The sequence below is a fragment of the Cupriavidus sp. SZY C1 genome, assembly GCF_032190535.1.
Lineage (GTDB): Bacteria > Pseudomonadota > Gammaproteobacteria > Burkholderiales > Burkholderiaceae > Cupriavidus > Cupriavidus pauculus_C.
This window is the reverse complement of sequence record NZ_JAUANU010000002.1, coordinates 227,989-252,752: the sequence shown is the minus strand read 5'-3', so window position 1 is coordinate 252,752 and position 24,764 is coordinate 227,989. Positions and strand designations below refer to the sequence as shown.

At 66.6% G+C, this 24,764-nt stretch carries 26 protein-coding genes; 5 read left to right on the top strand and 21 right to left on the bottom strand.

The features are described 5' to 3' along the window. The 3 genes from trmD to rpsP are packed head-to-tail and all read right to left on the bottom strand — an operon-like array spanning position 1 to position 1,796. Complete coding sequence (trmD, locus tag QTN24_RS05260) at positions 1–783, bottom strand: tRNA (guanosine(37)-N1)-methyltransferase TrmD (protein ID WP_313835625.1); 783 nt, start codon at positions 781–783, stop codon at positions 1–3. Between the two features lie 31 nt (positions 784–814). Further along, on the bottom strand, positions 815–1,483 hold the full coding sequence (gene rimM / locus QTN24_RS05255) for a ribosome maturation factor RimM (RefSeq protein WP_313835623.1): 669 nt from the start codon (positions 1,481–1,483) through the stop codon (positions 815–817). A gap of 58 nt (positions 1,484–1,541) precedes the next feature. Further along, complete coding sequence (gene rpsP, locus QTN24_RS05250) at positions 1,542–1,796, bottom strand: 30S ribosomal protein S16 (RefSeq protein WP_124682168.1); 255 nt, start codon at positions 1,794–1,796, stop codon at positions 1,542–1,544. A 449-nt stretch (positions 1,797–2,245) separates the two neighbouring features. On the opposite strand from rpsP, the gene QTN24_RS05245 reads away from it, so the two are divergent. The 3 genes from QTN24_RS05245 (at position 2,246) to QTN24_RS05235 (ending at position 3,639) form a co-directional block, all read left to right on the top strand. Continuing rightward, positions 2,246–2,659, top strand: coding sequence for a hypothetical protein (locus QTN24_RS05245; RefSeq protein WP_313835621.1), 414 nt, complete (start codon positions 2,246–2,248; stop codon positions 2,657–2,659). A 240-nt stretch (positions 2,660–2,899) separates the two neighbouring features. Then, positions 2,900–3,049 (top strand): hypothetical protein, encoded by a 150-nt coding sequence (locus QTN24_RS05240; RefSeq protein ID WP_172965993.1) that lies wholly within the window; start codon positions 2,900–2,902, stop codon positions 3,047–3,049. A gap of 86 nt (positions 3,050–3,135) precedes the next feature. Further along, a complete protein-coding gene (locus QTN24_RS05235; RefSeq protein ID WP_313835620.1) occupies positions 3,136–3,639 on the top strand; it encodes a TM2 domain-containing protein in 504 nt (167 codons plus the stop codon). A 284-nt stretch (positions 3,640–3,923) separates the two neighbouring features. Here the strand turns inward: QTN24_RS05235 and QTN24_RS05230 are convergent, their stop codons facing one another. Continuing rightward, positions 3,924–5,066 (bottom strand): PA0069 family radical SAM protein, encoded by a 1,143-nt coding sequence (locus QTN24_RS05230; protein WP_313835619.1) that lies wholly within the window; start codon positions 5,064–5,066, stop codon positions 3,924–3,926. Between the two features lie 72 nt (positions 5,067–5,138). Continuing rightward, positions 5,139–5,654: an Lrp/AsnC ligand binding domain-containing protein gene (locus QTN24_RS05225; RefSeq protein ID WP_124682172.1), complete on the bottom strand. Its 516-nt coding sequence runs from the start codon at positions 5,652–5,654 to the stop codon at positions 5,139–5,141. Between the two features lie 109 nt (positions 5,655–5,763). Between QTN24_RS05225 and QTN24_RS05220 the strand changes: the two genes are divergently transcribed. Next, positions 5,764–7,068 carry a D-amino acid dehydrogenase gene (locus tag QTN24_RS05220; RefSeq protein WP_313835618.1) on the top strand — a complete coding sequence of 435 codons (1,305 nt, stop codon included), beginning with the start codon at positions 5,764–5,766 and terminating at the stop codon, positions 7,066–7,068. Positions 7,069–7,125: 57 nt separating this feature from the next. Here QTN24_RS05220 and QTN24_RS05215 read toward each other — a convergent pair whose 3' ends face one another. From QTN24_RS05215 to QTN24_RS05185, 7 genes are all read right to left on the bottom strand, one after another. Further along, entirely contained in the window at positions 7,126–8,910 is a 1,785-nt protein-coding gene (locus tag QTN24_RS05215; RefSeq protein WP_313835617.1) for an acyl-CoA dehydrogenase, read from the bottom strand. Between the two features lie 115 nt (positions 8,911–9,025). Next, entirely contained in the window at positions 9,026–9,961 is a 936-nt protein-coding gene (locus QTN24_RS05210) for an electron transfer flavoprotein subunit alpha/FixB family protein (RefSeq protein WP_124682175.1), read from the bottom strand. Positions 9,962–9,978: 17 nt separating this feature from the next. Continuing rightward, a complete protein-coding gene (locus QTN24_RS05205) occupies positions 9,979–10,728 on the bottom strand; it encodes an electron transfer flavoprotein subunit beta/FixA family protein (protein ID WP_313835615.1) in 750 nt (249 codons plus the stop codon). Between the two features lie 207 nt (positions 10,729–10,935). Further along, positions 10,936–11,730, bottom strand: a complete 795-nt coding sequence (locus QTN24_RS05200) for a MetQ/NlpA family ABC transporter substrate-binding protein (protein WP_124682177.1) — start codon at positions 11,728–11,730, stop codon at positions 10,936–10,938. A 39-nt stretch (positions 11,731–11,769) separates the two neighbouring features. Next, positions 11,770–12,423 (bottom strand): methionine ABC transporter permease, encoded by a 654-nt coding sequence (locus QTN24_RS05195; RefSeq protein WP_313835612.1) that lies wholly within the window; start codon positions 12,421–12,423, stop codon positions 11,770–11,772. Continuing rightward, the gene (locus tag QTN24_RS05190; protein ID WP_313835610.1) at positions 12,413–13,447 is read right to left on the bottom strand and encodes a methionine ABC transporter ATP-binding protein; all 1,035 of its coding nucleotides are present in this window, start codon (positions 13,445–13,447) and stop codon (positions 12,413–12,415) included. The genes QTN24_RS05195 and QTN24_RS05190 overlap by 11 nt, the downstream gene beginning before the upstream one ends. A 182-nt stretch (positions 13,448–13,629) precedes the next feature. Then, positions 13,630–14,553 carry a histone deacetylase family protein gene (locus QTN24_RS05185; RefSeq protein ID WP_124682180.1) on the bottom strand — a complete coding sequence of 308 codons (924 nt, stop codon included), beginning with the start codon at positions 14,551–14,553 and terminating at the stop codon, positions 13,630–13,632. Positions 14,554–14,702: 149 nt separating this feature from the next. Between QTN24_RS05185 and mltB the strand changes: the two genes are divergently transcribed. Beyond that, entirely contained in the window at positions 14,703–15,809 is a 1,107-nt protein-coding gene (gene mltB, locus QTN24_RS05180) for a lytic murein transglycosylase B (RefSeq protein ID WP_313835608.1), read from the top strand. Between the two features lie 100 nt (positions 15,810–15,909). Here the strand turns inward: mltB and cysM are convergent, their stop codons facing one another. The 9 genes from cysM to QTN24_RS05135 form a co-directional block, all read right to left on the bottom strand. Continuing rightward, positions 15,910–16,812: a cysteine synthase CysM gene (gene cysM / locus QTN24_RS05175; protein ID WP_313835606.1), complete on the bottom strand. Its 903-nt coding sequence runs from the start codon at positions 16,810–16,812 to the stop codon at positions 15,910–15,912. Between the two features lie 113 nt (positions 16,813–16,925). Continuing rightward, entirely contained in the window at positions 16,926–18,251 is a 1,326-nt protein-coding gene (locus QTN24_RS05170; protein WP_124682183.1) for a solute carrier family 23 protein, read from the bottom strand. Positions 18,252–18,453: 202 nt separating this feature from the next. Further along, positions 18,454–18,765, bottom strand: a complete 312-nt coding sequence (locus tag QTN24_RS05165; RefSeq protein WP_409558986.1) for a ComEA family DNA-binding protein — start codon at positions 18,763–18,765, stop codon at positions 18,454–18,456. Positions 18,766–19,081: 316 nt separating this feature from the next. Next, positions 19,082–20,080: an ADP-glyceromanno-heptose 6-epimerase gene (gene rfaD / locus QTN24_RS05160; protein ID WP_313835601.1), complete on the bottom strand. Its 999-nt coding sequence runs from the start codon at positions 20,078–20,080 to the stop codon at positions 19,082–19,084. Positions 20,081–20,106: 26 nt separating this feature from the next. Beyond that, a complete protein-coding gene (rfaE1, locus tag QTN24_RS05155) occupies positions 20,107–21,051 on the bottom strand; it encodes a D-glycero-beta-D-manno-heptose-7-phosphate kinase (RefSeq protein WP_124682185.1) in 945 nt (314 codons plus the stop codon). Between the two features lie 74 nt (positions 21,052–21,125). Continuing rightward, entirely contained in the window at positions 21,126–22,499 is a 1,374-nt protein-coding gene (locus QTN24_RS05150; RefSeq protein ID WP_124682186.1) for a UDP-glucose dehydrogenase family protein, read from the bottom strand. Between the two features lie 39 nt (positions 22,500–22,538). Continuing rightward, positions 22,539–23,759 (bottom strand): lipopolysaccharide assembly protein LapB, encoded by a 1,221-nt coding sequence (gene lapB, locus QTN24_RS05145; protein WP_313835599.1) that lies wholly within the window; start codon positions 23,757–23,759, stop codon positions 22,539–22,541. Between the two features lie 3 nt (positions 23,760–23,762). Next, entirely contained in the window at positions 23,763–24,089 is a 327-nt protein-coding gene (locus QTN24_RS05140; RefSeq protein WP_124682188.1) for a lipopolysaccharide assembly protein LapA domain-containing protein, read from the bottom strand. A gap of 235 nt (positions 24,090–24,324) precedes the next feature. Continuing rightward, a complete protein-coding gene (locus QTN24_RS05135; RefSeq protein ID WP_124682189.1) occupies positions 24,325–24,738 on the bottom strand; it encodes an integration host factor subunit beta in 414 nt (137 codons plus the stop codon). Between the last annotated feature and the right edge of the window lie 26 nt (positions 24,739–24,764).

Here is a 24,764-nt window from a genome sequence, read left to right as displayed (position 1 = left end):
TCACTTGGCAGGAGCGAACTCCTGCCCTGCTTTCGCCGCCAGGGTCGACAGGTACTTCTCGTCGGCCTTGGACAACAATCCTTGCTCGCGCGCGGCCTCGATCAGGTCGGGACGCTTGCGGGCAGTATTGGCCAGCGCCTGCTGGCGCCGCCATTTCTCGATCTCGGCGTGATGGCCCCCGAGCAACACATCGGGCACCCGCACGCCTTCGTATTCTTCCGGCCGCGTGTAGTGCGGACAGTCGAGCAGGCCATTGACAAAGCTGTCCTGCACCGCCGACTGCGCATCGCCCAGCACACCGGGCAGATGCCGCACCACCGCGTCGATCAGCGCCATGGCCGGCAGTTCGCCGCCCGACAGCACGAAATCGCCGAGGCTGATTTCCTCGTCCACGCGACGGTCGATCAACCGCTGGTCGATCGCCTCGTAGCGCCCGCACACCAGCACCAGTCCGGGCCGCTGCGCCAGTTCCATGACCTTGGCGTGCGTGAGCGTGGCGCCCTGGGGCGACATCAGCACCACGTGCGGCCGTGCCACGCCCGCGTCCGACTGCGCCGCACCGGCGGCATCGATTGCATCCTCAAGCGGCTTGGCCAGCATCACCATGCCGGGGCCGCCACCGTAGGGCCGATCGTCGATCGTCCGGTAGTTGTCGACCGTGAAGTCACGGGGATTCCAGGCGCGCAACGCGTAGCGCTGCTGCTTGGCTGCCCGGCTGGTAATGCCCCAGTCGGTCAGCGCACGAAACATCTCGGGAAACAGCGTGATTACATCGAACTGCATCAGCGCCTCCCTCGACGGCAATTCAGGTACTTCAGTAGTCCAGCCCCCAGTCGACCACGATGCGCCGGGCCGACGTATCGACCGTGCGCAGGAACGCATCGACAAACGGGATCAGCCGCTCGGCGGCCTTGCCGTCCGGCAGCTGGTAGGCCACCTGGAGAATCTGGTGCGCGCCATTGTCGATCAGGCCGGTCACGTCGCCGAGCGTTTCGCCCTGCTCGTTGACCACGGCGCAACCGATCAGGTCCACCCAGTAGAACTCACCTTCTTCCGGCGCGGGAAAATCCGCACGTCGGATCCAGACGCGGCGCCCCTTGAGCATTTCTGCCACATTGCGATCCGAAACGCCGGTGGCTTGCGCCACCACGGTACCGCTGTGCTCCCGCGACTGGGAAATCTTGACGCTGATGGCGTCCGCCGCTTCGGCGGATGCAGTGACCACGCCGGCCGGCGGCGCACGCAGCAGCCACCAGCGCCGGGCATGAAGCAATGCGGAGGCGTCGTCCGCATGCGGCTGGACCTTGATCCAGCCCCGGATGCCGTAGGCCGCGCCCACGTAGCCAACCTCGACGAGATCGTCGGGCAGGCTGTCCGTGAACAGCAGCGATGCGGGCAGTCTGGCCTGCTTGCCCGCCGCACCACCATGCGTGGTGGCGTTCGACAGGTTCAGCGGCTTGCGGCCGGTGGCGGTGCCAGTCACGTGTGCCGGGCGTCTTGATGCATCAGTGCGCACCGGTAACGGCGCGCCTGTACAACGATCAGGCTGCAGCCTTGGTGGCGGCTTGCTTGACCAGGCGGGCAACGGTCGGCGACAGTTGGGCGCCAACGCCTTGCCAGTAGGCCAGACGGTCCTGCACCACGCGCAGGCCTTCTTCCTTGTCGGAAGCCAGCGGGTTGTAGAAGCCAACGCGCTCGATGAAACGGCCATCGCGACGGTTGCGCGAATCGGTAGCAACGATATTGAAGAACGGGCGCTTCTTGCTGCCGCCGCGAGCCAGACGGATTACGACCATGTTAATTCCTCGAAAAAACGGGGTGTGCGAACACGAAACGCAAGAGTATAGCCCACTTCCCGAGTCCAAACAAACACTTAGGGCTTTCCAGCACGCGGGCGGCCCGCGCAGGCGATGCCGACGCAACACCGGGCCGGGCATGCCGTGGCGAAAACCGCGAACCGGGTCAGCGTCATATGGATGAATCGGCACTTTTCGAAATGGCGAAACACTGGCCGATGCCGCCTGCATTCCAACGATGCGACGCACATCGGCAGCATCCGAGAACACCTTCTAATCCCCGCCAAACCCACAGTATCGCGGCACTGCGGCCGACCCGCCAAAGCTGCCAAAAATGACGAAACACTCCGTTACACCGGTAACGGGTTTCGCATAGGTCGCCAGACCCTCCGTGCGTACCATGAACCCACGCCTGACTCATCACCTGCTACAGGACATTGGGATTGCACATGCTTACCCGCCCCCACCTGCGCCATCTGGTGGCTGGTACCGTGGCCGTCATCGGCCTGGTTGGCACCATCGCCACCAGCCACGCTCAAGTTGCCTTCTGGCAGCGCGCCTTCGCCGAACACCCGGTGCGGATGGGCCGTGCGGGCCCCGGCTGGGACATCGCGAGTGTACGCGCCGAAAACCGCGACCACGTGCAGGCACAGATCGACCGGATGGAACAGCGCGCGCGCAATGACGACCGCCTCAGCGGCCGTCCGCCAGGACCCGGCCACGCCGGCGACGACCGTGGCGGCCGGCAGTCCGGCGGCGTCGACCGCAACAACCCTGGCGACACTGCGATGCGCGGCACCGAGATGCGCCCCGCCAATGTCGGCCCCGGCTGGCAGGCGCGCGGACGCGACGGTGGCCGCTGACGGCGGCGAGCCCGCCTCACACCACCCCAACGGCCGGAACTTCCGGCCGTTTTCCATTGTCACTTCAGAGTGCGTGCCACAAAACGCCGCACAGGCTGCCGCCCGGCGATGTCCGGGGCCGTCCAGCGTGCCGCTGTTGCGCAGACGGCAATCGAACTGACCTGCCTCTGCCCGGCACCCACTGCCCGGGCCCCGGAGGCCGGGCGCGGCCTCCACAAGAACGACTTGTCGAGGTTCATCATGTCTCCCCTGCTTCACGACCTGGCCCGACACGCGGGCCAGTTGTCGTTGTCGATACTGTTCATGCTGTTGCTGACCGTCATCCTCTACAGCGAGACGCACGTCTCGGCGCTGGTCTCCGGCGCGCTGGCGTGGATGTGGCCGTCCTGACGCCCGCCTGACGCTACAATGGGCGCCGATGCCGCCGGCATCGCCTGGAATCCCCTGGAATCCCCTTCGCACCGCCCTGCCCCACGATGCCAGCCGCCAGCCCGTCCGCCCCCATTTCCCGTGATCCCAGCCGCGCACCCGGCACGCCGCGTGGCAAGTCCAAGCTGGCCACCGTTGCGCTGGCCTTCCTGCTGGGCAGCCTTGGCGCCCATCGTTTCTACCTGAAGGGTGCGCGCGACCTGGCGGGCTGGGCGCATCTGCTGGCCACCACGGCTGGCGCGCTCGGCGTGGCGTCGCTGATCCTGGGCGTAGGCAGCACGCCGCTGAACTGGACGTTCGCGGTAGCGGGCGGCGCGTCGGTCATCGGCGCGTTTCTGACGGCCATCGTGTTCGGCCTGCGGCCGGACGACAAATGGGACCAGCGCTACAACGCCCATGGGCAGCCCACGCGCTCGGGCTGGCCGGTGGTCATCCTCGTGATCCTGTCGCTGATGATCGGCACCGGCCTGCTGATGGCGGGGCTGGCCATCAGCTTCCAGACCTTTTTCGAGTCGCAGGTGGAAGCCGCCAAGGCCCTGTCGCAGGAATAGCGGCACCCCCGCATCACACCGTCGTGACAACTTCGTAACGATCGCGCCGCGCGCGCGTGGATCGCCCATACTGCTTAGGTTCAGGTTCGACGCCGGTTCCCGGCGTCACGAATAGGAGGGCAGATGGAACATCCAAGCTACGAAGAGGGACGCCTCGCGGCGATCGCTGTCCGGCTGGCCATGTCGTCTGGCTTGCCGCCAGTCAATGCCAAGGCCGCGCTGGAACTGGCCTGCCGCATGATCGACGACAATCTCAACACGCCCGCTCCGGGCCGCAAGGAAGCTCAGAAGAGCGAGCCCCGCCTGTCACCCCCGTCGCGTGGCCGGATCGGCCTGGGTGGTGGCGTGAACCGCGAGCTATCGAGTTCGAAACGGTTATAGCGAAACCCGAGACGATCGGCGGCCTTGTAGAAGCGCTGCCGGATCAGATCGGCCCAGATTCCCGTGCCGCGCATGCGCGAGGCGAAATCGGCGTCATAGTCCTTGCCGCCACGCATCTCGCGCACGCGGTTCATGACCCGCTCGGCACGGCCCGGGAAATGCGCCTGCAGCCACTCCTGGAACAGCGGCCGCACTTCCCACGGCAATCTCAGCACGATGTAGTTCGCATAGACGGCGCCAGCCTCGCGCGCCGCCTCCAGAATCCTTTCCAGATCCGGTTCCGTGATGAACGGGATGACCGGCGCCACGCTCACGCCCACCGGGATGCCCGCGTCGGTCAGCTCGCGGATCGTGCGCAGCCGCCGCGCCGGCGTGGCCGCCCGGGGCTCCAGCGTGCGGGCCAGGTCGGCGTCGAGCGTGGTGATCGTGACGGCCGCCACGGCCAGCCGCTGCGCCGCCATGGGGGCCAGCAGGTCGATGTCGCGCTCGATCAGCGACGACTTGGTGATCAGTGCCACCGGGTGACGGGTTTCATGCAGCACTTCGAGAATGCCGCGCGTGATGCGCTGCGTGCGTTCGATGGGCTGGTAGGCGTCGGTGTTGACGCCCAGCGCAAGGGTTTCGCAGCGATACGATGGACGCGACAGCGTCTCGCGCAGCCGCTCGGCGGCATTGGCCTTGGCGTAGAGTTTTGTCTCGAAATCGAGACCCGGCGACAGGTCCAGGTAGGCATGCGTCGGCCGCGCAAAGCAGTAGATGCAGCCGTGCTCGCAGCCGCGATAGGGATTCAGCGAAACATCGAACGGGATGTCGGGCGACGCGTTGCGCGTCAGGATCGACCTGGCCTGCTCCAGGCTCACCTGCGTGACGATCCGGGGCGGTGCCGACGCTGCCGGCTCGGCCGATTCCGCAGCCAGGTCGGCCCCGGCGGGCCGCCAGCCATCATCGAACTCGTCGCGCGCATCGCGTGCAAAGCGACCCTGGAGGTTGCTGACCGCGCCTCGACCCTTGGTGGGAAGCGCGGCCGGGGGGCGATTGGGGGGCATGGAATCTCGTCGCGAACCGAACCGGATACTGTATGAATATACAGTATTGCCACGCAACCCCCAACCGCTTTGTCAGGCCGTGGCGGCGGCGCCGCTTTCCTTGCCGTCCACCGCAATCGCCAGTGTCTCCTTGATCTCTTCCATCACGACATAGCTTTTCGACTGCGCCGCGCCGGGCAGTTGCAGCAGGATGTCGCCCAGCAGCCGCCGGTACTCGCCGATCTCACGGATGCGCGCCTTGATCAGGTAGTCGAAGTCGCCCGACACCAGATGGCATTCCAGCACCTCGGGAATCCGCAGTACCTCGCGCCGGAACTGCTCGAACATGTTCCCCGACTTGTTGTTCAGCGAGATCTCGACGAAGACCAGCAGGGCGCTGCCCAGCGCCGCGGGGTTCAGCCGCGCGTAATAGCCCATGATCACGCCGTCGCGCTCCAGCCGTTTCACGCGCTCGATGCATGGCGTGATGGTCAATCCGACCTGCTCGGCCAGGTCCTTCATCGAGATGCGGCCGTCGGCCTGCAGCATCGCCAGGATCTTGCGATCCAGCCGGTCCAGCGCGCGCACGGGCGGGCGGCTCGTTCTCATGATTTTTTCCTGTTTTCCCGAAAATTTCACGAACTATGCCTGCTTCGAAGTCAATAGTATAGAAGCGAATTCTTCATCAGCCCCCTTTGGCAGTACGGAGCCCCCGAAAATGCGCGTTCTTGTTCTTGGCAGTGGCGTGATTGGCGTCACGAGTGCGTGGTATCTGGCCCGGGCCGGTCACGAAGTGACCGTCGTGGACCGGGAAAGCGGGCCCGCGCTGGGCACCAGCTTTGCCAATGCCGGCCAGATCTCGCCGGGCTACGCGTCGCCGTGGGCGGCGCCGGGCGTGCCGCTCAAGGCCATCAAGTGGATGTTCCAGGAACACGCGCCGCTGTCGATCAAACCCGATGGCACGCTGTTCCAGCTCCAGTGGATGTGGCAGATGCTGCAGAACTGCACGGCCGACCGCTATGCGGTGAACAAGGAGCGCATGGTGCGGCTGGCCGAGTACAGCCGCGACTGCATCCGCACGCTGCGCGCCGAGACCGGCATCGCCTACGAGGGCCGCCAGCAGGGCACGCTGCAGGTCTTTCGCACCCAGGCCCAGCTCGACGCCGCCGCGCGCGACATCGCCGTGCTGGAAGACGCCGGTGTGCCCTACGAATTGCTTTCGCGCGACGATCTCGGCGCGAGCGAACCGGCGCTCGCCGCTGCCGGCCAGAAGCTGGCTGGCGGCCTGCGCCTGCCGAACGATGAAACCGGGGATTGCCAGCTGTTTACCGAGCGGCTGGCAGCCATGGCCGCGTCGATCGGCGTGCAGTTCCTCTACGACCGGTCGATCGACGGCCTGCTGACGACCGGCGATGCCGTGACCGGCGTGCTGGTCGACGGCAAGCCGATGACGGCCGATGCCGTGGTGGTGGCGCTGGGCAGTTGGTCCACGCCGTTCGTGAAGCCGGTGCTGCGCGGGCTGTCGAACCTGCCGGTCTATCCGCTCAAGGGCTTCTCGATCACGGTGCCGCTGGTGGACGCGGCCAGGAGCCCGGTGTCGACCGTGCTCGACGAGACCTACAAGGTTGCCATCACGCGTTTCGACGACCGCATCCGCGTGGGCGGCATGGCGCAGATCGTCGGCTACGACCGCTCGCTGGACCCGAACAAGCGCCGCACGCTGGAGCACGTGGTCAACGACCTGTTCCCCGGCGCCGGCGACGTCAGCCGCGCGACGTTCTGGACCGGGCTGCGTCCGATGACGCCCGACGGCACGCCGGTGGTCGGCCCGGCCGGCATCCGCGGCCTGTGGCTCAACACCGGCCACGGCACGCTGGGCTGGACGATGGCCTGCGGCTCGGGCCAGTTGCTGTCCGACCTGGTCTCCGGCACCCGCCCGGCCATCCGCGCCGACGACCTCTCGGTGGACCGCTACCGCAAGACGCCGCCCGCGCGGCACGTGCCGCGGCCGGCCACGGCGTAATAAAAAAGGCGACCTCCGGGTCGCCTTTTTGCTGGGGCTGGCTGTCCGCCAGCTTGCTCAGAACTGCTCGGCCGACATCGCCTTGACCGGCTCCGCCCCGTCAACGATGGCCGCGCGCAGCCCCGACGCCTGCGACAGGATGTGCTGGCCGAAGAAATGCGCGGTGGCGATCTTGGCGTCGTGGAAGGCCGGGTCCTCGGCGCGTTTGGCGTCGGCCGCCAGCATCGCGCGCGCCAGTTGCCAGCCCGACAGCACGATGCCGCAGAGCTTCAGGTACGGCACGCTGCCCGCGAACACCGCATTCGGATCGCCCTTGGCGTTGTCGACCACGAACCGGACCACCGCCTCCAGCGCCTCGCGGCCCTGCCTGAGCTGGGCCTGCACGGCCAGGAACGGTGCGCCGCCATGCTCGCCCAGCCGGTTCTCGGTCTCGGCGATGCTCGCGCAGATCGCGCGCGCCACGGCGCCGCCGTCGCGCACGGTCTTGCGGCCGACCAGATCGTTGGCCTGGATGGCCGTCGTGCCTTCGTAGATCGGCAGGATACGGGCGTCGCGGTAGTGCTGCGCGGCGCCGGTTTCCTCGATGAACCCCATGCCGCCGTGCACCTGCACGCCCAGGCTGGTGACGTCGATCGACAGCTCCGTGCTCCAGCCCTTGACCACCGGCACCAGGAACTCGTACAGCGCCATGTTCTGGCGGCGTACGGACTCGTCCGGATGCTGGTGCGCCACGTCGCTGGCCGCAGCCGCCACGTAGGCCACGCTGCGCGCGCCTTCGATCAGCGCGCGCATCGTCATCAGCATGCGCTTGACGTCGGGATGGTGGATGATCGTCACGCCTTCGCGCGCCGAGCCATCGACCGGACGGCTCTGCACGCGCTCGCGCGCGTAGGCCACGGCCTGCTGGTAGGCGCGTTCGGAGACGGCGATGCCCTGCATGCCGACCGAGAAGCGCGCCGCGTTCATCATGATGAACATGTATTCCAGGCCACGGTTTTCCTCGCCGACCAGCGTGCCAATGGCGCCGCCCTGGTCGCCAAACTGCAGCACCGCCGTGGGGCTGGCCTTGATGCCGAGCTTGTGCTCGATCGACACGCATTCCACGTCGTTGCGCGCGCCCAGCGACCCGTCCGCGTTCACCAGGAACTTCGGCACGATGAACAGCGAGATGCCCTTGACCCCTTCGGGCGCGTCGGGCGTGCGGGCCAGCACCAGGTGGACGATGTTGTCCGCCATGTCGTGCTCGCCGTAGGTAATGAAGATCTTCGTGCCGAATACCTTGTACGTGCCGTCGCCCTGCGGCTCGGCGCGCGTGCGCACCGCGGCCAGGTCGGACCCGGCCTGGGGCTCGGTCAGGTTCATCGTGCCGGTCCATTCGCCCGAGATCAGCCGGGGCAGGAACAGCGACTTCTGCGCGTCGGTGCCGGCCGTCAGCAGCGCCTCGATGGCGCCGTCGGTCAGCAGCGGGCACAGCGCGAACGACAGGTTCGCCGTGTTCAGCATTTCGTTGCACGGCGTGGCGACGAGCTTGGGCAGACCCTGCCCGCCGAAGTCCGCCGGATGCAGCACGCCCTGCCAGCCGCCTTCGCCAAACTGGCGGAACGCGTCGCGAAAGCCCGGCGTGGTCGTGACAACACCGTCCTTCCAGCTACTCGGCTGGATGTCGCCAGCGCGGTTCAGCGGCGCCACCACCTGTTCGTTGAACTTGGCGGCCTCCTCCAGCACAGCCTGCGCCGTGTCCGGCGTGGCGTCCTCGTAGCCCGGCAACTGGCTGATCTGTGCCAGACCGGCCAGTTCGTTCATGACGAACAGCATGTCCTTGAGCGGTGCGCGGTAGGTCATCGTATGTCTCCACGATCTCGTAAAAAAGCCGCTCGCGGGATCACCCGGAACGGCTTCGACATTCTTGCTGCTTGCGGCCGGTTCAATGCGTTGTCGAACCGGCCGTTCGGGCCTGTCAGCCCAGCGCGGCCACCAGTTCCGGCACCACGGTGTTCAGGTCGCCCACCAGGCCGTAGTCCGCCACCGAGAAGATCGGGGCTTCGGCGTCCTTGTTGATCGCGACGATCACCTTGGAGTCCTTCATGCCGGCCAGATGCTGGATCGCGCCCGAGATACCGACGGCGATGTACAGCTGCGGGGCGACGATCTTGCCGGTCTGGCCCACCTGGTAGTCGTTCGGCACGAAGCCGGCATCGACTGCGGCACGCGAGGCACCCAGCGCGGCGCCGAGCTTGTCGGCCAGCGGGGTCAGCACCTTGGTGTAGTTCTCGCCCGAACCCACGCCACGGCCACCCGAGACGATGATCTTGGCGGCGGTCAGTTCCGGACGGTCGCTCTTGGTCACTTCACGCGACACGAATTGCGAGATGCCCGCGTCGGCAACGGCCGGCAGCGTGTCCACCGTGGCCGAGCCACCTTCCGCGGCGGCCGGGTCGAACGCCGTGCCACGCACGGTGATCACCTTGATCTTGTCTTCCGACTTGACCGTGGCAATCGCGTTGCCGGCGTAGATCGGACGCTCGAACGTGTCGGGCGAATCGACCTTGGTGATGTCCGACAGCTGCGCCACGTCCAGCTTGGCGGCCACGCGCGGCAGGATGTTCTTGCCCGAGGCCGTGGCCGGGGCAACGATGTGCGAGTAATCGCTGGCAATGGCCAGGATCTGTTCGCCCACGTTCTCGGCCAGGCCGTCGGCAAAGTGCGGTGCGTCGGCCAGCAGGACCTTCGCCACGCCCGCGATCTTCGCGGCGGCGTCGGCGGCGGCCTTGGCGTTGGAACCGGCCACCAGCACGTGGACGTCGCCGCCGCACTGGGCGGCTGCCGTCACGGCGTTCAGCGTGGCGGCCTTGATCGATTGGTTGTCGTGTTCAGCAATGACAAGTGCAGTCATGTTCTCTCTCCCCGCGCTCAGATAACCTTGGCTTCCGACTTCAGCTTTTGCACCAGCGTGGCCACATCAGGGACCATCACGCCAGCGCTGCGCTTGGCCGGCTCCACGACCTTCACGGTCTGCAGGCGCGGCTTGACGTCGACGCCGAGATCTTCCGGCTTCACGGTTTCCAGCGGCTTCTTCTTGGCCTTCATGATGTTCGGCAGCGTCACGTAGCGCGGCTCGTTCAGGCGCAGGTCCGTGGTCACCACGGCCGGCAGCTTGACCGACACGGTTTCCAGGCCGCCATCCACCTCGCGCGTCACCGACGCCTTGCCATCGGCCACCACCACCTTCGAGGCGAAGGTGGCTTGCGGCAGGCCGGCCAGCGCGGCCACCATCTGGCCGGTCTGGTTGGAGTCGTCGTCGATGGCCTGCTTGCCCAGAATCACCAGGCTCGGCTGTTCCTTGTCGATCATTGCCTTGAGCACCTTGGCCACGGCCAGGGGCTGCAGGTCTTCACCGGATTCCACCAGGATGCCGCGGTCGGCGCCAATGGCCATCGCGGTACGCAGGGTTTCCTGGCACTGGGCCACGCCGCACGACACGGCAACCACCTCGGTGACGACGCCAGCTTCCTTCAGGCGCACGGCCTCTTCCACGGCGATTTCGTCGAACGGGTTCATGCTCATCTTGACGTTGGCCAGGTCGACGCCCGTGCCATCCGACTTCACGCGGACCTTGACGTTGTAGTCCACCACCCGCTTGACTGCGACGAGTACTTTCATGCGCTCACTCCACTGATAGCTGATAGTTCCAAAGTTTGAATCGCTCGCCATTATAACCACCGGGGTGGCGCAGCTTTAGTTTTTCGAACGATCGTACTATTTTATCGACAAAGAATTGCCGGGCATAGCCGGCAACTCGCAGAATCTTTAGATATTGTGCCGCAGGATGCCCCGGCGGCCCAGCGTCTGGATGAAAACCCCTAGAAATTACCAGGCGGTGATCACAGATTCCTTAAAAGTGCTTTGCACGTATTGCTTGATCTCGGGCGAGTGATACGCCTTGACCAGCTTGGCCACCCACGGCTTGTCCTTGTCGGCCGCGCGGATCGCGATCAGGTTGGCGTACGGACCCTTCGGACCCTCCATGGCGATGGCATCGCGCGTGGGCGACAGGCCAGCCGACTCGGCGTAGTTGCCGTTGATGGCGGCGGCGTCCAGGTCGTCGAGCGAGCGCGGCAGCTGGGCGGCGTCCAGTTCGACGATCTTGATCTTCTTCGGGTTCTCGACGATGTCGAGCGGCGTGGCCTTCAGGCCGGCATCGGCACGCAGCTTGATCACGCCCTTCGACTGCAGCAGCAGCAGGCCGCGGCCGCCGTTGGTCGGATCGTTCGGCACGCCCACGCGGGCGCCCTGCTTCAACTGGTCCAGCGACTTGATCTTCTTCGAGTAGACGCCCATCGGGAACGTCACGGTAAAGCCCGCGTGCGTGAACTTGTAGCCGCGGTCCTTGATCTGGGCTTCCAGGTACGGCAGGTGCTGGTAGCTGTTGGCGTCGAGGTCGCCAGCGGCCAGCGCGGCGTTCGGCTGGATGTAGTCGCTGAACTCCACCACCTGGATGTTCAGGCCGTCCTTGGCCGCCACCTTCTTCACCTGCTCCATGATCTGCGCGTGCGGGCCACCGGTCACGCCCACCTTGATCGGCTTGTCCTGCGCGAGCACGCCAGCCGACACCACCACACCCAGCGCCAGCACGGCGCCCTTCAGCACGTTACGACGTTGCATTTCGATTTACCCCAAGTTTCCCTGTCAAGAACTAGTATTTCAACGATGGCTGATCCGACGGACCAGCAAGTCGCCGAAGCTCTGTACCGCCTGCACGAACACGATCAGGATCAGCACGACGGCGACCATGATCTCGGTGATGTAGCGCTGGTAGCCGTAGCGGATGCCCAGGTCGCCCAGCCCGCCGCCGCCAATCGCGCCGGCCATGGCCGAATAGCCAACCAGGCTCACGAACGTGATGGTCAGGCCGGCCACGATGCCGGGCATGGCCTCGGGCAGCAGCACCTTCCAGACGATCTGCCGGGTGGTGGCGCCCATCGACTGCGCCGCCTCGACCAAACCCTTGTCGACCTCGCGCAGCGCCGCTTCCACGAGCCGCGCGATGAACGGGATGGCCGCGATCGTCAGCGGCACGATGGCCGCCGTGGTGCCAATGGACGACCCGACGATGAAGCGCGTGAACGGAATGACCACCACCAGCAGGATGATGAACGGGATCGAGCGTACCGCGTTGACCACCACGCCGATGGTCCGGTTGAACAGCGGGTGCGACAGCACGCCGCCCCGGTTGGTCAGGTGCAGCAGCACGCCCAGCGGCACGCCCAGCAGCGCGCCGACCACGCCGGAGATGCACACCATCAGCAGCGTCTCGTAGAACGACGTCAGGAACAGGTCGAGCATTTCAGACCACATGGTCGATCTCCTCCACGACGACGCCTTGCGCCTGCAGATAGTCCATGGCCGCGCGCACGCTGGCCGGGTCGCCCGTGGCCATGATCGCCAGCGAGCCGAACGCCTGGCCCTGGATCTCGTCGATATGGCCATGCAGGATGTTGAAGTCCAGCCCGTGCTGGCGGATTGCCTGCGCCAGCACGGGCTGGTCGACGTTCTCGCCCGTGAAGGCCAGCCGGTAGACGTGGTCGCGTCCGTTGCCGAGCCGGCTTTCCACGCGCTTGAGCACGCTGGCCGGCAGTTCCTGGGCGATCACGTCGCCGATCATGGCGCGCGTTACCTCGTGCTGCGGACGCAGGAAGACGTCGATCACGCGGCCCGTCTCCACCACCTCGCCAGCCTCCAGCACGGCCACGCGGTCGCAGACCTGTTTGATCACTTCCATCTGGTGCGTGATCATGACGATGGTCAGGCCCAGTTCCTTGTTGATGCGCTTGAGCAGTTCCAGGATCGAGCGCGTGGTCTCGGGGTCCAGCGCCGAGGTGGCTTCGTCCGACAGCAACACCTTCGGCTTGCTGGCCAGCGCCCGGGCGATCCCCACCCGCTGCTTCTGGCCGCCGCTGATCTGCGCGGGATGGCGGTCGCGCAACGCCGACAGGCCGACCAGTTCCAGCAGCGGCTCGACGGTCGCCGCAATCTCCTGCTTCGACTTGCCCGCCAGCTCCAGCGGCAGCGCCACGTTGTCATAGACCGTGCGCGACGACAGCAGGTTGAAATGCTGGAAGATCATGCCGATTTCGCGCCGCGCCTCGCGTAGCGCGCCGTTGCCCAGCGCGGTGAGATCCTGGCCGTCGACGACCACGCGGCCGCTGGTGGGCCGGTTCAGCAGGTTGATGGCACGCACCAACGTGCTCTTGCCGGCGCCGCTTCGGCCGATGATGCCGAAGATCTCGCCGGCGGCGATGGTGAGGCTGACGTCGCGCAGCGCATGCACCTCCCCCGACCCGCCGGGGAACCGCTGCGAGAGTCCTTGCAGTTCGATCATGGAACGAGAAAAGAAAACGGCAACAGCGCGGGGGTCTCCTGCGTTGTTGCCGCACTTATTTTTATGAAGCCCGCATTTTATGCGATCCGCTTCATACCGCAAACGAGATTTTTCTGAAAGCCTTATGCACTGGCGTCATATAGACGACAGATAAGCGCCTTTTTAGTCACATTGCGGCAGGCTTACGCCTCCATCAGCACCTTCAGATGGGCGAACACGCTGCGGGCCAGCGCGCTGAGGTTGTAGCCGCCTTCCAGGCAACTGACGATGCGGCCCTGGGCGTGGGTCTTGGCCACCTGCACCAGTTGCTCGGTGATCCACGTGTAGTCCTGCTCCACGAGCCCCATCTGGCCCAGGTCGTCCTCGCGGTGGGCGTCGAAGCCGGCCGAGATGAACAGCATCTCGGGCTTGAATTCGTGCAGGCGCGGCAGCCAGATCGTTTCCACCACCTCCCGGACGGCCATGCCGTTCGTGTACGCCGGCAGCGGGATGTTCGACATGTTCGTCGCCACGTGCTCGGTGCCGCTGTACGGATAGAACGGGTGCTGGAAGAAGCTGCACATCAGCACCTGCGGATCGTCGCGGAACGCCGCCTCGGTGCCGTTGCCGTGGTGGACGTCGAAATCGATCACGGCCACGCGCTGCAGCCCGTGCACGGCCAGCGCGTGCCGGGCGGCAATCGCCACGTTGTTGAAGAAGCAGAAGCCCATCGCATGGTCGGGCTCAGCGTGGTGGCCGGGCGGGCGCACGCAGCAGAACGCGTTCTCCACCTGGCCCGCCATCACGGCGTCGGTGGCCGCCACGGCCGCGCCGGCCGCGTGCGTGGCGGCGGTCAGCGTGTGGCGGTTCATGGAGGTGTCGGGATCGATCGCGAAATAGCCGGTCGACGGGCTGTTGGCGGCCAGGCTGGCAACGTAGTCGGGCCGGTGCACGCGCTCGATCTGCGCTTCGGTGGCGGCCGGGGCATCGCGCCGGTCGAGCAGGCCGTCCATCCCGTGCGAAATCAGGTGGTCCTCGATGGCCTGCAGCCGTTCAGGGCATTCGGGATGGAAGAACCCCATCTCGTGCAACTGGAACGACGGATGCGTGTAGTAACCCGTTGGCATTTTCGATTTGGGTCAAGTTTGTCTCCAGCCGTTACGTTAGCACAGGACGTGCCCGGCTTCCGCCGGCGGAACTTCGTAACCAAATGCCCTGCAACGGGGCGTCGCGTGTATCGCATCCGCTATACTCGGTGCGACTTGCAAAGGACATCATGACCGACCAACAGCGCTCCCTGCGCCGCCCGCTGCTGGGCGCCGCAATCACCGCTGCCGCATTGGGCCTGTGCGGCGTTTCTCCCGGGCTCGTGGCCGCCGGACGCCGCCGCGTCAGTGTCCGGGAAGAAGAAATCGAACCGGGCCGCTATCAGAACCACCCCCAGGCACGCGCGTTCATCGACGAGATGGTGGCGCGCAACGGCTTGCCCCGCGCCGAGCTGGAATCGTATTTCAGCCAGGCCGTGTACTCGGCAACCGTGTCGCGCCTGATCATGCCGCCGACCACGCCGGGCAAGAAAAGCTGGCGCGCCTACCGGTCGCGGTTCATCGAGCCGATCCGCATCAACGCCGGCGTCCGCTTCTGGCAACAGAACCGCGAGACGCTGCGCCGCGCCGAAGCCGAGTTTGGCGTGCCGGCGTCGGTCATCGTCGGGATCATCGGCGTGGAAACGATCTACGGCCGCGACATGGGCACGTTCCGCGTGATCGACTCGCTGTCGACGCTGGCGTTCGACTACCCCGACACGCCCAACCGCGACGCCCGCACCAAACTGTTCCGCAACCAGCTGGCCGACTACCTGCTCTGGTGCCGCGACACGAAGACCGACGTGTTCTCGGTGCTCGGCTCGTACGCCGGGGCCGTGGGCATCCCGCAGTTCATGCCGACGAGCCTGCGCGAATACGCCGTGGACTACGACGGCGACAGCCACGTGGACCTGCGCAACAGCCCCACCGACGCCATCGGCAGCGTCGGCCGCTTTCTGCAGCTGCACGGCTGGGAACAGAACCGGCCCGTGGTGTGGCGCATCGGCGCCGATGCCGGCAGCCTGGGCGTGGCGACGGCCGCCGCCGATGGCGAACCGTGGCCCACGCGGACGCTGAACCAGTTGACCAAGGCCGGGCTGCGCGTGGACGAGCCGATCGACCTGCAGCGCGAGGCGGAAACCGGCGTGCTGGTGGTGGACCTGCCCACCCCGGACCAGCCGACCGAGTACATGATCGGCCTGCGCAATTTTTACGTCCTCACGCGCTACAACCGCAGCTTCTTTTACGCGCTGGCGGTCTACCAGCTGGGCGAGGCGGTGAAGGCGGCCATGGCCTGACCGGCCGCGCCGCGGTCAGCAACAAAAAAGCCCCGCAGGCTTCCGCCGCGGGGCTTTTTCATGGGCGCCGGCGTGGCCGGCGTGACTGGCGTAGTGACGGTCAGGCCGGAAACACACCCGTCGACAGATAGCGGTCGCCACGGTCGCAGACCACGAAGACGATCGTCGCGTTTTCCACTTCCTCGGCGATCCGCAGCGCCACGCACAGCGCGCCGGCGGCCGAGATGCCGCAGAAGATGCCCTCTTCGCGCGCCATGCGGCGGGCCATGTGCTCGGCGTCGGCCTGCGTGACCGGTTCCTGGCGGTCGATGAACTTCGGATCGTAGATCTTCGGCAGGTACGCTTCGGGCCACTTGCGGATGCCCGGGATGCGCGAGCCTTCGGCCGGCTGGGCGCCGATGACCTGGATGGCCGAATTCTTTTCCTTGAGGTAGCGCGACACGCCCGTGATCGTGCCGGTGGTGCCCATCGCCGAGACAAAGTGGGTGATCCGGCCCTCGGTGTCCTGCCACAGTTCGGGGCCCGTGGTCTCGTAGTGCGCCAGCGGGTTGTCCGGGTTGGCGAACTGGTCCAGGATCACGCCCTTGCCTTCGCGCTCCATGGCATCGGCCAGGTCGCGCGCGTACTCCATGCCGCCCTTGACCGGCGTGAGGATGATCTCGGCGCCGTACGCCGCCATGCTCTGGCGACGCTCCAGGCTCAGGTCCTCGGGCATGATCAGCACCATGCGATACCCGCGGATGGCGGCGGCCATGGCCAGCGCGATGCCGGTATTGCCCGACGTGGCCTCGATCAGCGTGTCGCCCGGCTTGATGCGGCCCCGTTCCTCGGCGCGGCGGATCATCGACAGCGCGGGCCGGTCCTTGACCGAGCCGGCCGGGTTGTTGCCTTCGAGCTTGCCGAGAATCACGTTGCCGCGTGCTTCGATGGCGGCGCCCGGAATGCGCTGCAGTCGTACCAGCGGCGTGTTGCCGATGGTGTCTTCAATCGTCTTGTAGGCCATGGGGGAGGAGCGGATCAATCGCGGGTGAGTCGGTTTTTTCGTGGCTCATTGTAATGCACCGACCTTACCCGCAACGGCCGGCGGGCCATTCCGGCCCGCCGCTGGCGCGGCGCCTAGTGCGCCAGGCCCTGGTCCTCGGGGTGCCGGCTGCCCAGCAGGTGGTACAGCAGAATGGCGCCGAACGTGGCGGTGCCGATGCCACCCAGCGTCATGCCGCCAAACTTCAGCGTCAGGTCGCCAGCGGCCACGGTCAGCGTGGCGCCCACGGTGATCAGGTTGCGCGAACTGGAGAAGTCCACGTGGTTCTGCACCCAGATGCGGCCGGCCGTGGCCGAAATCAGGCCGAACACGACGATCGTCAGGCCGCCGATCACCGGGCCCGGGATCGTCAGGATCAGCGCGCCGAACTTCGGCGAGAAGCCGAGCAGGATCGCAACGGCCGCCGCGACGACGAAGATCAGCGTCGAGTAGATCCGCGTCACGGCCATCACGCCCATGTTCTCGGCGTAGGTGGTCACGCCCGTGCCGCCGCCGGACGCCGACAGCATCGTGGCCACGCCATCGCCGATAAAGGCCCGGCCGATGTACGGGTCGAGATTGCGGCCCGTCATCACGCCGATGGCCTTGATGTGGCCCAGGTTCTCGGCCACGAGCACGATGGCCACGGGGGCAATCAGCAGCATGGCGCTGGGTTCGAACACCGGCGCGGTGAACGCCGGCATGCCGAACCAGCTTGCCGCCGCCACGCCCGAGAAGTCGATGGCCTTGCCCATGCCCATCACGTTGGTGGCCACAAAGTAGGCAAGGTAGCCGGCCAGGCCGCCCAGCAGCACTGGCAGGCGTCCGAGCATGCCGGGCGCGCGCACCGCGATCAGTCCCACGGCCAGCACCGTCAGCAGGCCCACCCAGGTGTCCAGCGGCGCGCCGCTGACCGCCTTGACCGCCACGGGCGCCAGGTTCAGGCCGATGGCCGCGACGATGGCACCGGTCACCACTGGCGGCATCAGCTTTTCCACCCAGGCGTAGCCGATCATCTGCACGACCAGCCCGATGACCGTATAGAGCGCCCCGGCGGCGATGATGCCGCCCAGCGCCACCGGAATGTTTGCGTTCGGGCCGCTACCGCCGTAGCCCGTGGCCGCGATGACCACCGCGATGAACGCGAAGCTGGAACCCAGGTAGCTGGGCACGCGGCCGCGCACGCAGAAGAAGAACAGCAGCGTGCCGATGCCCGAGAACAGGATGGCGATATTGGGCGGGAAGCCCATCAGGATCGGCGCGATGGCCGTCGAGCCGAACATCGCCACCACGTGCTGGATGCCCGCGAGCAGCGTCTGCCCGGCCGGCAGCCGCTCGTCGGGCGCGATCACGCCCGTTGTCTTGAGGCGCCATTTCGGCAGGAATCCGCCGTCGTCCGTACTGTCCTGGCCATTCGCCATGTTGTGCTCTCCCTGTCAGCCGTCTTTGTTTCAGTCGTTGAATGCTTGTGGTTGCGCGGTGCCCGGGCACCCGCTGCAACGGCGATGCGCATGATACCCCGCACCCCGCATGGTGCAAATCGGCAGCGTTCCGGCACGCCGTGCCGGTCAAGCACAACGCATACCAGCGGCCGTCTGTTGACGCGGGGTACGGGGCTGGGGGCTAGCGCGCGGCTTTCGGGGCTGGCTTGGCGTCCTTGCGGGCTGCCGCGGCGGCCGGGGCCGGCTTGCCGAAGGTCAGCCCGGCCTCCTGCAGGTTGGCGGCCGATTTCGGCCCCACGCCCGCCACGCGGTCGGCCAGGTCGGCGGCGTCCTTGTACGCGCCGTTGCGCTCGCGCTCTTCCAGGATGCGTTTGGCGGTGGCCGGGCCGATGCCCTTCACGGAAGTCAGCGCGGCCTCGTCCGCGCCGTTGACGTCGACGTTGGCGAAGGCCGGCGTCGCGCCGAGCATGGCCAGCGCGCAGGCCACGGCCATGCCGCCGCGGCGCCAGGCGGACAGCGCGGCGCGGGACAGGTCGGACAGATTGAACAGGGCGGACAGGGAACGCCCAGACCGGCGGTCCGTCGTGGATGACTCGATCATTCGGAAAACTCCTTCCTTGTGGTTGAACGCCCGCGCCGGGTGGCGGCGGGAATCGTCAGGATAGGAGTCCGAAAGCGCGTCGGAAGCGGCTGGACACACAAGTTCACATCATCGGCGCGGTTGTGTGTCCGACTGCGATATTACTGTTGCAATGCCGGATTTCTACGAGATTCAAAGCGGTGCGACGTCGCGCTGGCGCGACAGCCGATCAGCTCCGTTCCATCAGCCACTTGCAGTAGCGGCCCACGCCTTCCTGCACGGTCAGGAATGGCGCCTCGTAGCCCGCCGCGCGCAGGCGCGACACGTCGGACTGCGTGAAGCACTGGTACTTGCCGCGCAGCGCGTCGGGAAACTTGATGTACTCGACCAGCCCCTCCTGCACCATTTCCTCCAGCGACAGCGGCGGCTTGTCCTCGGCCTCGCGCAGCGCGTTGACCACCGAGACGGCGATGTCGTTGAACGGCTGCGAGCGGCCGGTGCCAAGGTTGAAGATGCCGGACTTTTCCGGATGATCGAGGAAGTACAGGTTGACCTTGACCACGTCCTCCACGGAAACGAAGTCGCGGCTCTGCGTGCCCGGCGCGTAGCCGTTGTACTCGCCGAACAGCTTGACCGTGCCCTCGGCGCGGAACTGGTTGAAGTGGTGGAACGCCACCGACGCCATGCGGCCCTTGTGGTACTCGCGCGGGCCGTACACGTTGAAGTAGCGGAAGCCGACGATCTGCGAGTGCGGATGCGACGACGCCATCCGGCGCCGCACCACCTGGTCGAACAGGAACTTCGAGTAGCCGTAGACGTTCAGCGGCTTTTCGTACTCGCGATCCTCCCGGAACATCGTAGAAGCGCCATACGTGGCGGCCGACGACGCGTACAGGAACTGCGTGCCCTGCTCCAGGCAGGCTTCCATCAGCGCCAGCGTGTACCGGTAGTTGTTCTCCATCATGTAGCGGCCGTCGGTCTCCATCGTGTCGGAGCAGGCGCCCTCGTGGAACACCGCGCGCACGTTGCCGAAGTCGCCCCGCTTGAACCGCTCGACGAACTCGCCCTTGTCCAGGTAGTCGGCAATCTCGCAGTCCACGAGGTTGCTGAATTTCTCGGCGCGCGTCAGGTTGTCCACGGCGACGATGTTCGTCTCGCCGCGGTCGTTCAGGCCCTTGACGATGTTGCTGCCGATAAAGCCGGCAGCGCCGGTCACGATGATGGTCATGGCGAATTCTGGTCGGGGGGCGCGCCTCAGGAGGCGCCAAACAGTTCGGGATAGGTCACAACGGCGGTGCCCAGCTTGCCGACGACGATGCTGCCGGCACGGTTGGCATGCTGGACGGCTTCCTTGAGCGGCACGCCGGCACCGAGCATGGTGGCCAGGGTGGCAATTACTGTGTCGCCAGCCCCTGATACATCATAGACTTCGCGCGCCTGGGCGGACACGTGCAAGACCTCGGCCTCGGTGTAGAGCGTCATGCCCTCTTCGGACCGTGTGAGCAGCAGCGCCTCAAGATGCAGGTCGCGGCGCAGGTTCTGGGCGCGGATGGTCAGGTCGGCCTCGGTCTTCCAGGCGCCCACCACGGCGCGCATCTCGGCACGGTTCGGCGTGATCAGCGTGGCGCCGCGGTAGCGCGAGTAGTCGTCGCCCTTCGGATCGATCAGCACCATGCGGCCGGCGGCTCGGCCGGCCTCGACCATGCGCGCCACGTGGGTCAGGCCGCCCTTGCCGTAGTCGGACAGCACCAGCACCTGGTAGTCGCCGATCAGCGTCTGGTAGCGGTCCTGTACCGAAGCCAGCACTTCGCTGGCCGGCGCGTTCTCGAAATCCACGCGCAGCAGTTGTTGCTGGTGCGCCACCACGCGCAGCTTGATCGTGGTGTTCAGCGTCGGATCGCGGTGCAGGTATGGCTCCACCTGGCTGGCGGCCAGTAGCGATTCCAGCGTGCGGCCGGGCTCGTCGTCGCCCACCACGCCCAGCATGCCGACCTTGGCGCCCAGCGCGGCCGCGTTGCGCGCCACGTTGGCCGCGCCGCCCAGCCGCTCGTCGCTGCGCTTGATCTGCACCACCGGCACGGGCGCTTCCGGCGAAATACGATTGACGTCGCCGAACCAGTAGCGGTCCAGCATCATGTCGCCCACCACCAGCACTTGCGATTGCCGGATCTGGTCCTGCGGAATGATGGTCTTGCTCATGAACTCTCCTTGCGGCGATGCCGTGCCCGCCTGGGGCGCGGCGGCCGGTCTGGATACACGGATGGTTGGGAAAATCAGTGCGTCGCGTTGGAACGCCCGATCGCGTGGTATTCGATGCCGGCCTGTGCCATGGCATCGGGTTCATAAAGATTGCGGCCGTCGATGATGACGGGCGTCTTGAGCATAGCGCGGATCTGCGAGAAATCGGGGCTGCGGAAGACCTTCCACTCGGTAACGATGACCAGCGCGTCGGCGCCGGCCAGCACGTCCATCTGGGCGGGGCAGAACGTCACGCGGTCCATCGCGCCGGGAATGCCGGCCAGGTCCATCCCTATCACGCGGCGGGCCTCTTCCATTGCCACGGGGTCGTGCACGCGCAGCGACGCCCCGCGCGACACCAGCTCGCGCGCCAGCACGCGCGACGGCGCCTCGCGCATGTCGTCGGTATTGGGCTTGAACGCCAGGCCCCAGACGCCGAACGTCTTGCCTGTCAGATTCTCGCCAAATCGCTTGACCACCTTGCGGCCCAGCACCTGCTTCTGGTCGTCATTGACCGATTCCACGGCCTCCAGCACGCGCATCGGCTTGCCGTAGGCGCTGGCGGTACGCATCAGCGCCTGCACGTCCTTGGGAAAGCACGATCCGCCGTAGCCCGCGCCGGCGTACAGGAAACTGTAGCCGATGCGCGGGTCCGAGCCGATGCCCAGCCGCACCAGTTCGATATCGGCGCCCACCTCGTCAGCCAGGTTGGCCAGCTCGTTCATGAACGAGATGCGGGTGGCCAGCATCGAATTGGCCGCGTACTTCGTGAACTCGGCCGAGCGGACATCCATATAGAACGTGCGCTCGTGGTTGCGGTTGAACGGCGAGTACAACTGGCGCATGATGGCCTGCGCGTGACGGCCGGCCACGTCGGCGGCGCAGCCCAGCACGATGCGGTCCGGGCGCATGAAGTCCTCGACGGCGGCGCCTTCCTTCAGGAACTCGGGGTTCGAGACCACCGAGTACTGCAGGTCCTCCAGCCCGCGCGCGGCCAGTTCCTCGCGGATCACCGCCGCCACGCGGTCGCCGGTGCCCACGGGCACGGTCGACTTGTCCACCACCACCTTGAAGCCGGTCATGTGCCGGCCGATGTTGCGGGCGGCGGCCAGCACGTACTGCAGGTCGGCCGAGCCGTCCTCGTCCGGCGGCGTGCCCACGGCGATGAACTGCACGTCGGCGTGCTCGACGCTGGCGGCCACGTCGGTCGAGAACGTCAGCCGGCCCGCCGCGCGGTTGCGGTCGATCAGTTCCTTGAGCCCGGGCTCGTAGATTGGCACGCCGCCGCTGTTCAGCAGCGCAATCTTCTTTTCATCGACATCGAGGCAGAACACGGCGTTGCCCAGTTCCGCCAGGCAGGCGCCGGTCACCAGGCCAACATAGCCGCTGCCGATAATCGTAACTTTCATTGCGGAAGCTCCACGGAATTCGAATTCGCTTGAGATGACTTAGCCAAGCGCTTCGGAGCGGCGCGGCGCATACGTTTCCCAGCGGTTGCAGCCAGGGCATTGCCAGTAGAACAGCCGGGCCCGGAAGCCGCATTCGCGGCAGGTATAGCGGGCCAGGTTACGCGTGCGAAGTTGCAGAAGATCGCGAATGGCGGCGGTTTCCTTCGCCTGGTCGTCGAGCGTGCCGGCATCGCCCGGGGCAGCCTCGCCGGCCGTGGCCGTCTGCAGCGCCTCGGTTTCGGCGGCCTGGGCCTCGAAGTACCGGGTCAGCGCCAGCAGCGTGGGCTGGCGGCGCAGCTGCTCGCGCATCAGCGCGGCGGCGGCCACCGGGCCGTTCACTTCCAGTTCGGTCCGATAGGCGGTGTCGAGCAGTTCGGGCGCCAGGCTGCTCTTGAGCAGTTCGCGCAGCCATTGCACGGCCTTGCCCTGCTCGCCCAGCGTGGCGTAGGCCTTGACGATGCGGTCGGCCACCAGCGGCAGGTAGGCCGCGTCCTGCGTCTCGATGCCCAGCCAGTGCTGCAGCGCGCCGGGCAGGTCGCCGGCGGCGGCGGCCACGTCGCCAAGCAGGATCGGCGCCCGGACGTTGGCCGGATTCTCCTGGCGGGCGCGGCCGAGCCATTCGATGGCATCTTCGGGACGCTTCTTCTGCAGCGCGTCCTGCGCCAGTTCGCAGCAGAACTGGGCGATCTGCACGCGGTAGTCCTTCTGGTCCAGGGTCTGGAGTTCGCGGGCGGCGTCAATCGCCTTGGCCCACTCTTTCTCGACCTCGTAGAGTTCCAGCAGCACACGCTTGGCCGACGCGGCATACGGCCCCGACATCAGCCGGCGCAGCGATTCCTCGGCACGGTCCAGCAGGCCGGCGCGCAGGAAGTCCTGACCCAGCTCGTAAAGTGCGTGCTCGCGTTCGGGCTCGGGCAGGTCCGGGCGGTTGGCCAGGTTCTGATGGACGCGGATCGCGCGCTCGGTTTCGCCGCGGCGGCGGAACAGCGCGCCCAGCGCAAAGTGCAGCTCGGTGGTTTCGGGGTCCAGCCGCGCCACTTCCACGAAGGCGTCGATCGCCTTGTCGGGTTGTTCGTTCAGCAGGAAATTGAGGCCCTTGAAATAGGAGCGGGGCAAGGCGCCCTGCTCGCTCATTAGCTGCCGCAGGTCGAACCGGGCAGCCATCCAGCCAAGGCCAAAGACAAGTGGCAGCGCCAGCAGCCACCAGGTTTCAAACATCATGGGTCAGACTTTCGGACCGACTACGTTATAAGGTACGCCCGGCTTGGCCTCGGGCGGCACGGCATCCACGGGGGCTGCCGCGGCCCGCACCTCGCCCAGCGCACGGCGCAGGCGGGCTGCCTCCATGCGCTGCCGCATCAGCCCCGGCGCCACCGAGGCCAGCGCGGCCACGATGCCGAGCCCGAAGGCCGCCAGCAGGATCAGGATCAGCGGGGCATGCCAGACGGCGCCGAAGAACAGTTGCAGATCGGCGTCGCCAGTGTTGCGCAGCGCCAGCACGAACAGCAGCACGAACAGGACGATACGGAAGATCCAGGTGACGAGTTTCATGCGAGGAAGGTCATCGGAACGTGAGTGCTTACCCGGTCACGCGGGGGCGCGTCGGGCGTTGCCCGGCCAAGATTCCCGGCATTGTAGCGGAATCACTTCTCGGAAACGGTAACGATTGGTCGCATCGCTGCGCCGACTCCCGCGCACCCGGGCACCCGCGCGCGGAAACGCCCAAAGAAAAAGCGCTCCCGGGGGAGCGCTTTCCTGAAGACTTGCCAGTGATGCAAGAGCCGCGTTATGAGCGAACCAGATTGAGCTGGCCATCCTCGTGCAGCCCGGCCGAAGCCGACTGCGAGGGCGCCAGCGACTGCCCCGCCTTGCCGTGCGACACCTGGCCATTGACGGCCACGATGCCGGACGGCGGCGATGCCGGACGGTCCACCCGCTCGCGCAATTCCTTGCCCGCCTTGAAGTGCGGCACCCGTTTTTCAGGGACCAGCACCCGTTCGCCGGACTTGGGGTTGCGCCCCACGCGAGGGGGCCGCCGGTTCAGACCAAAGCTGCCGAACCCGCGGATCTCGATGCGATGGCCATCGGCCAGGGCTTCGGACATCGCGTCGAGGATCGTTTTCACCGAGATGTCCGCATCCCGCAGCAGCAACTGCGGAAAGCGGGCAGCCAGTTTTTCGACGAGCTCGGACTTGGTCATGGGCGGTCTCGCTTGAGTGCGCGGCG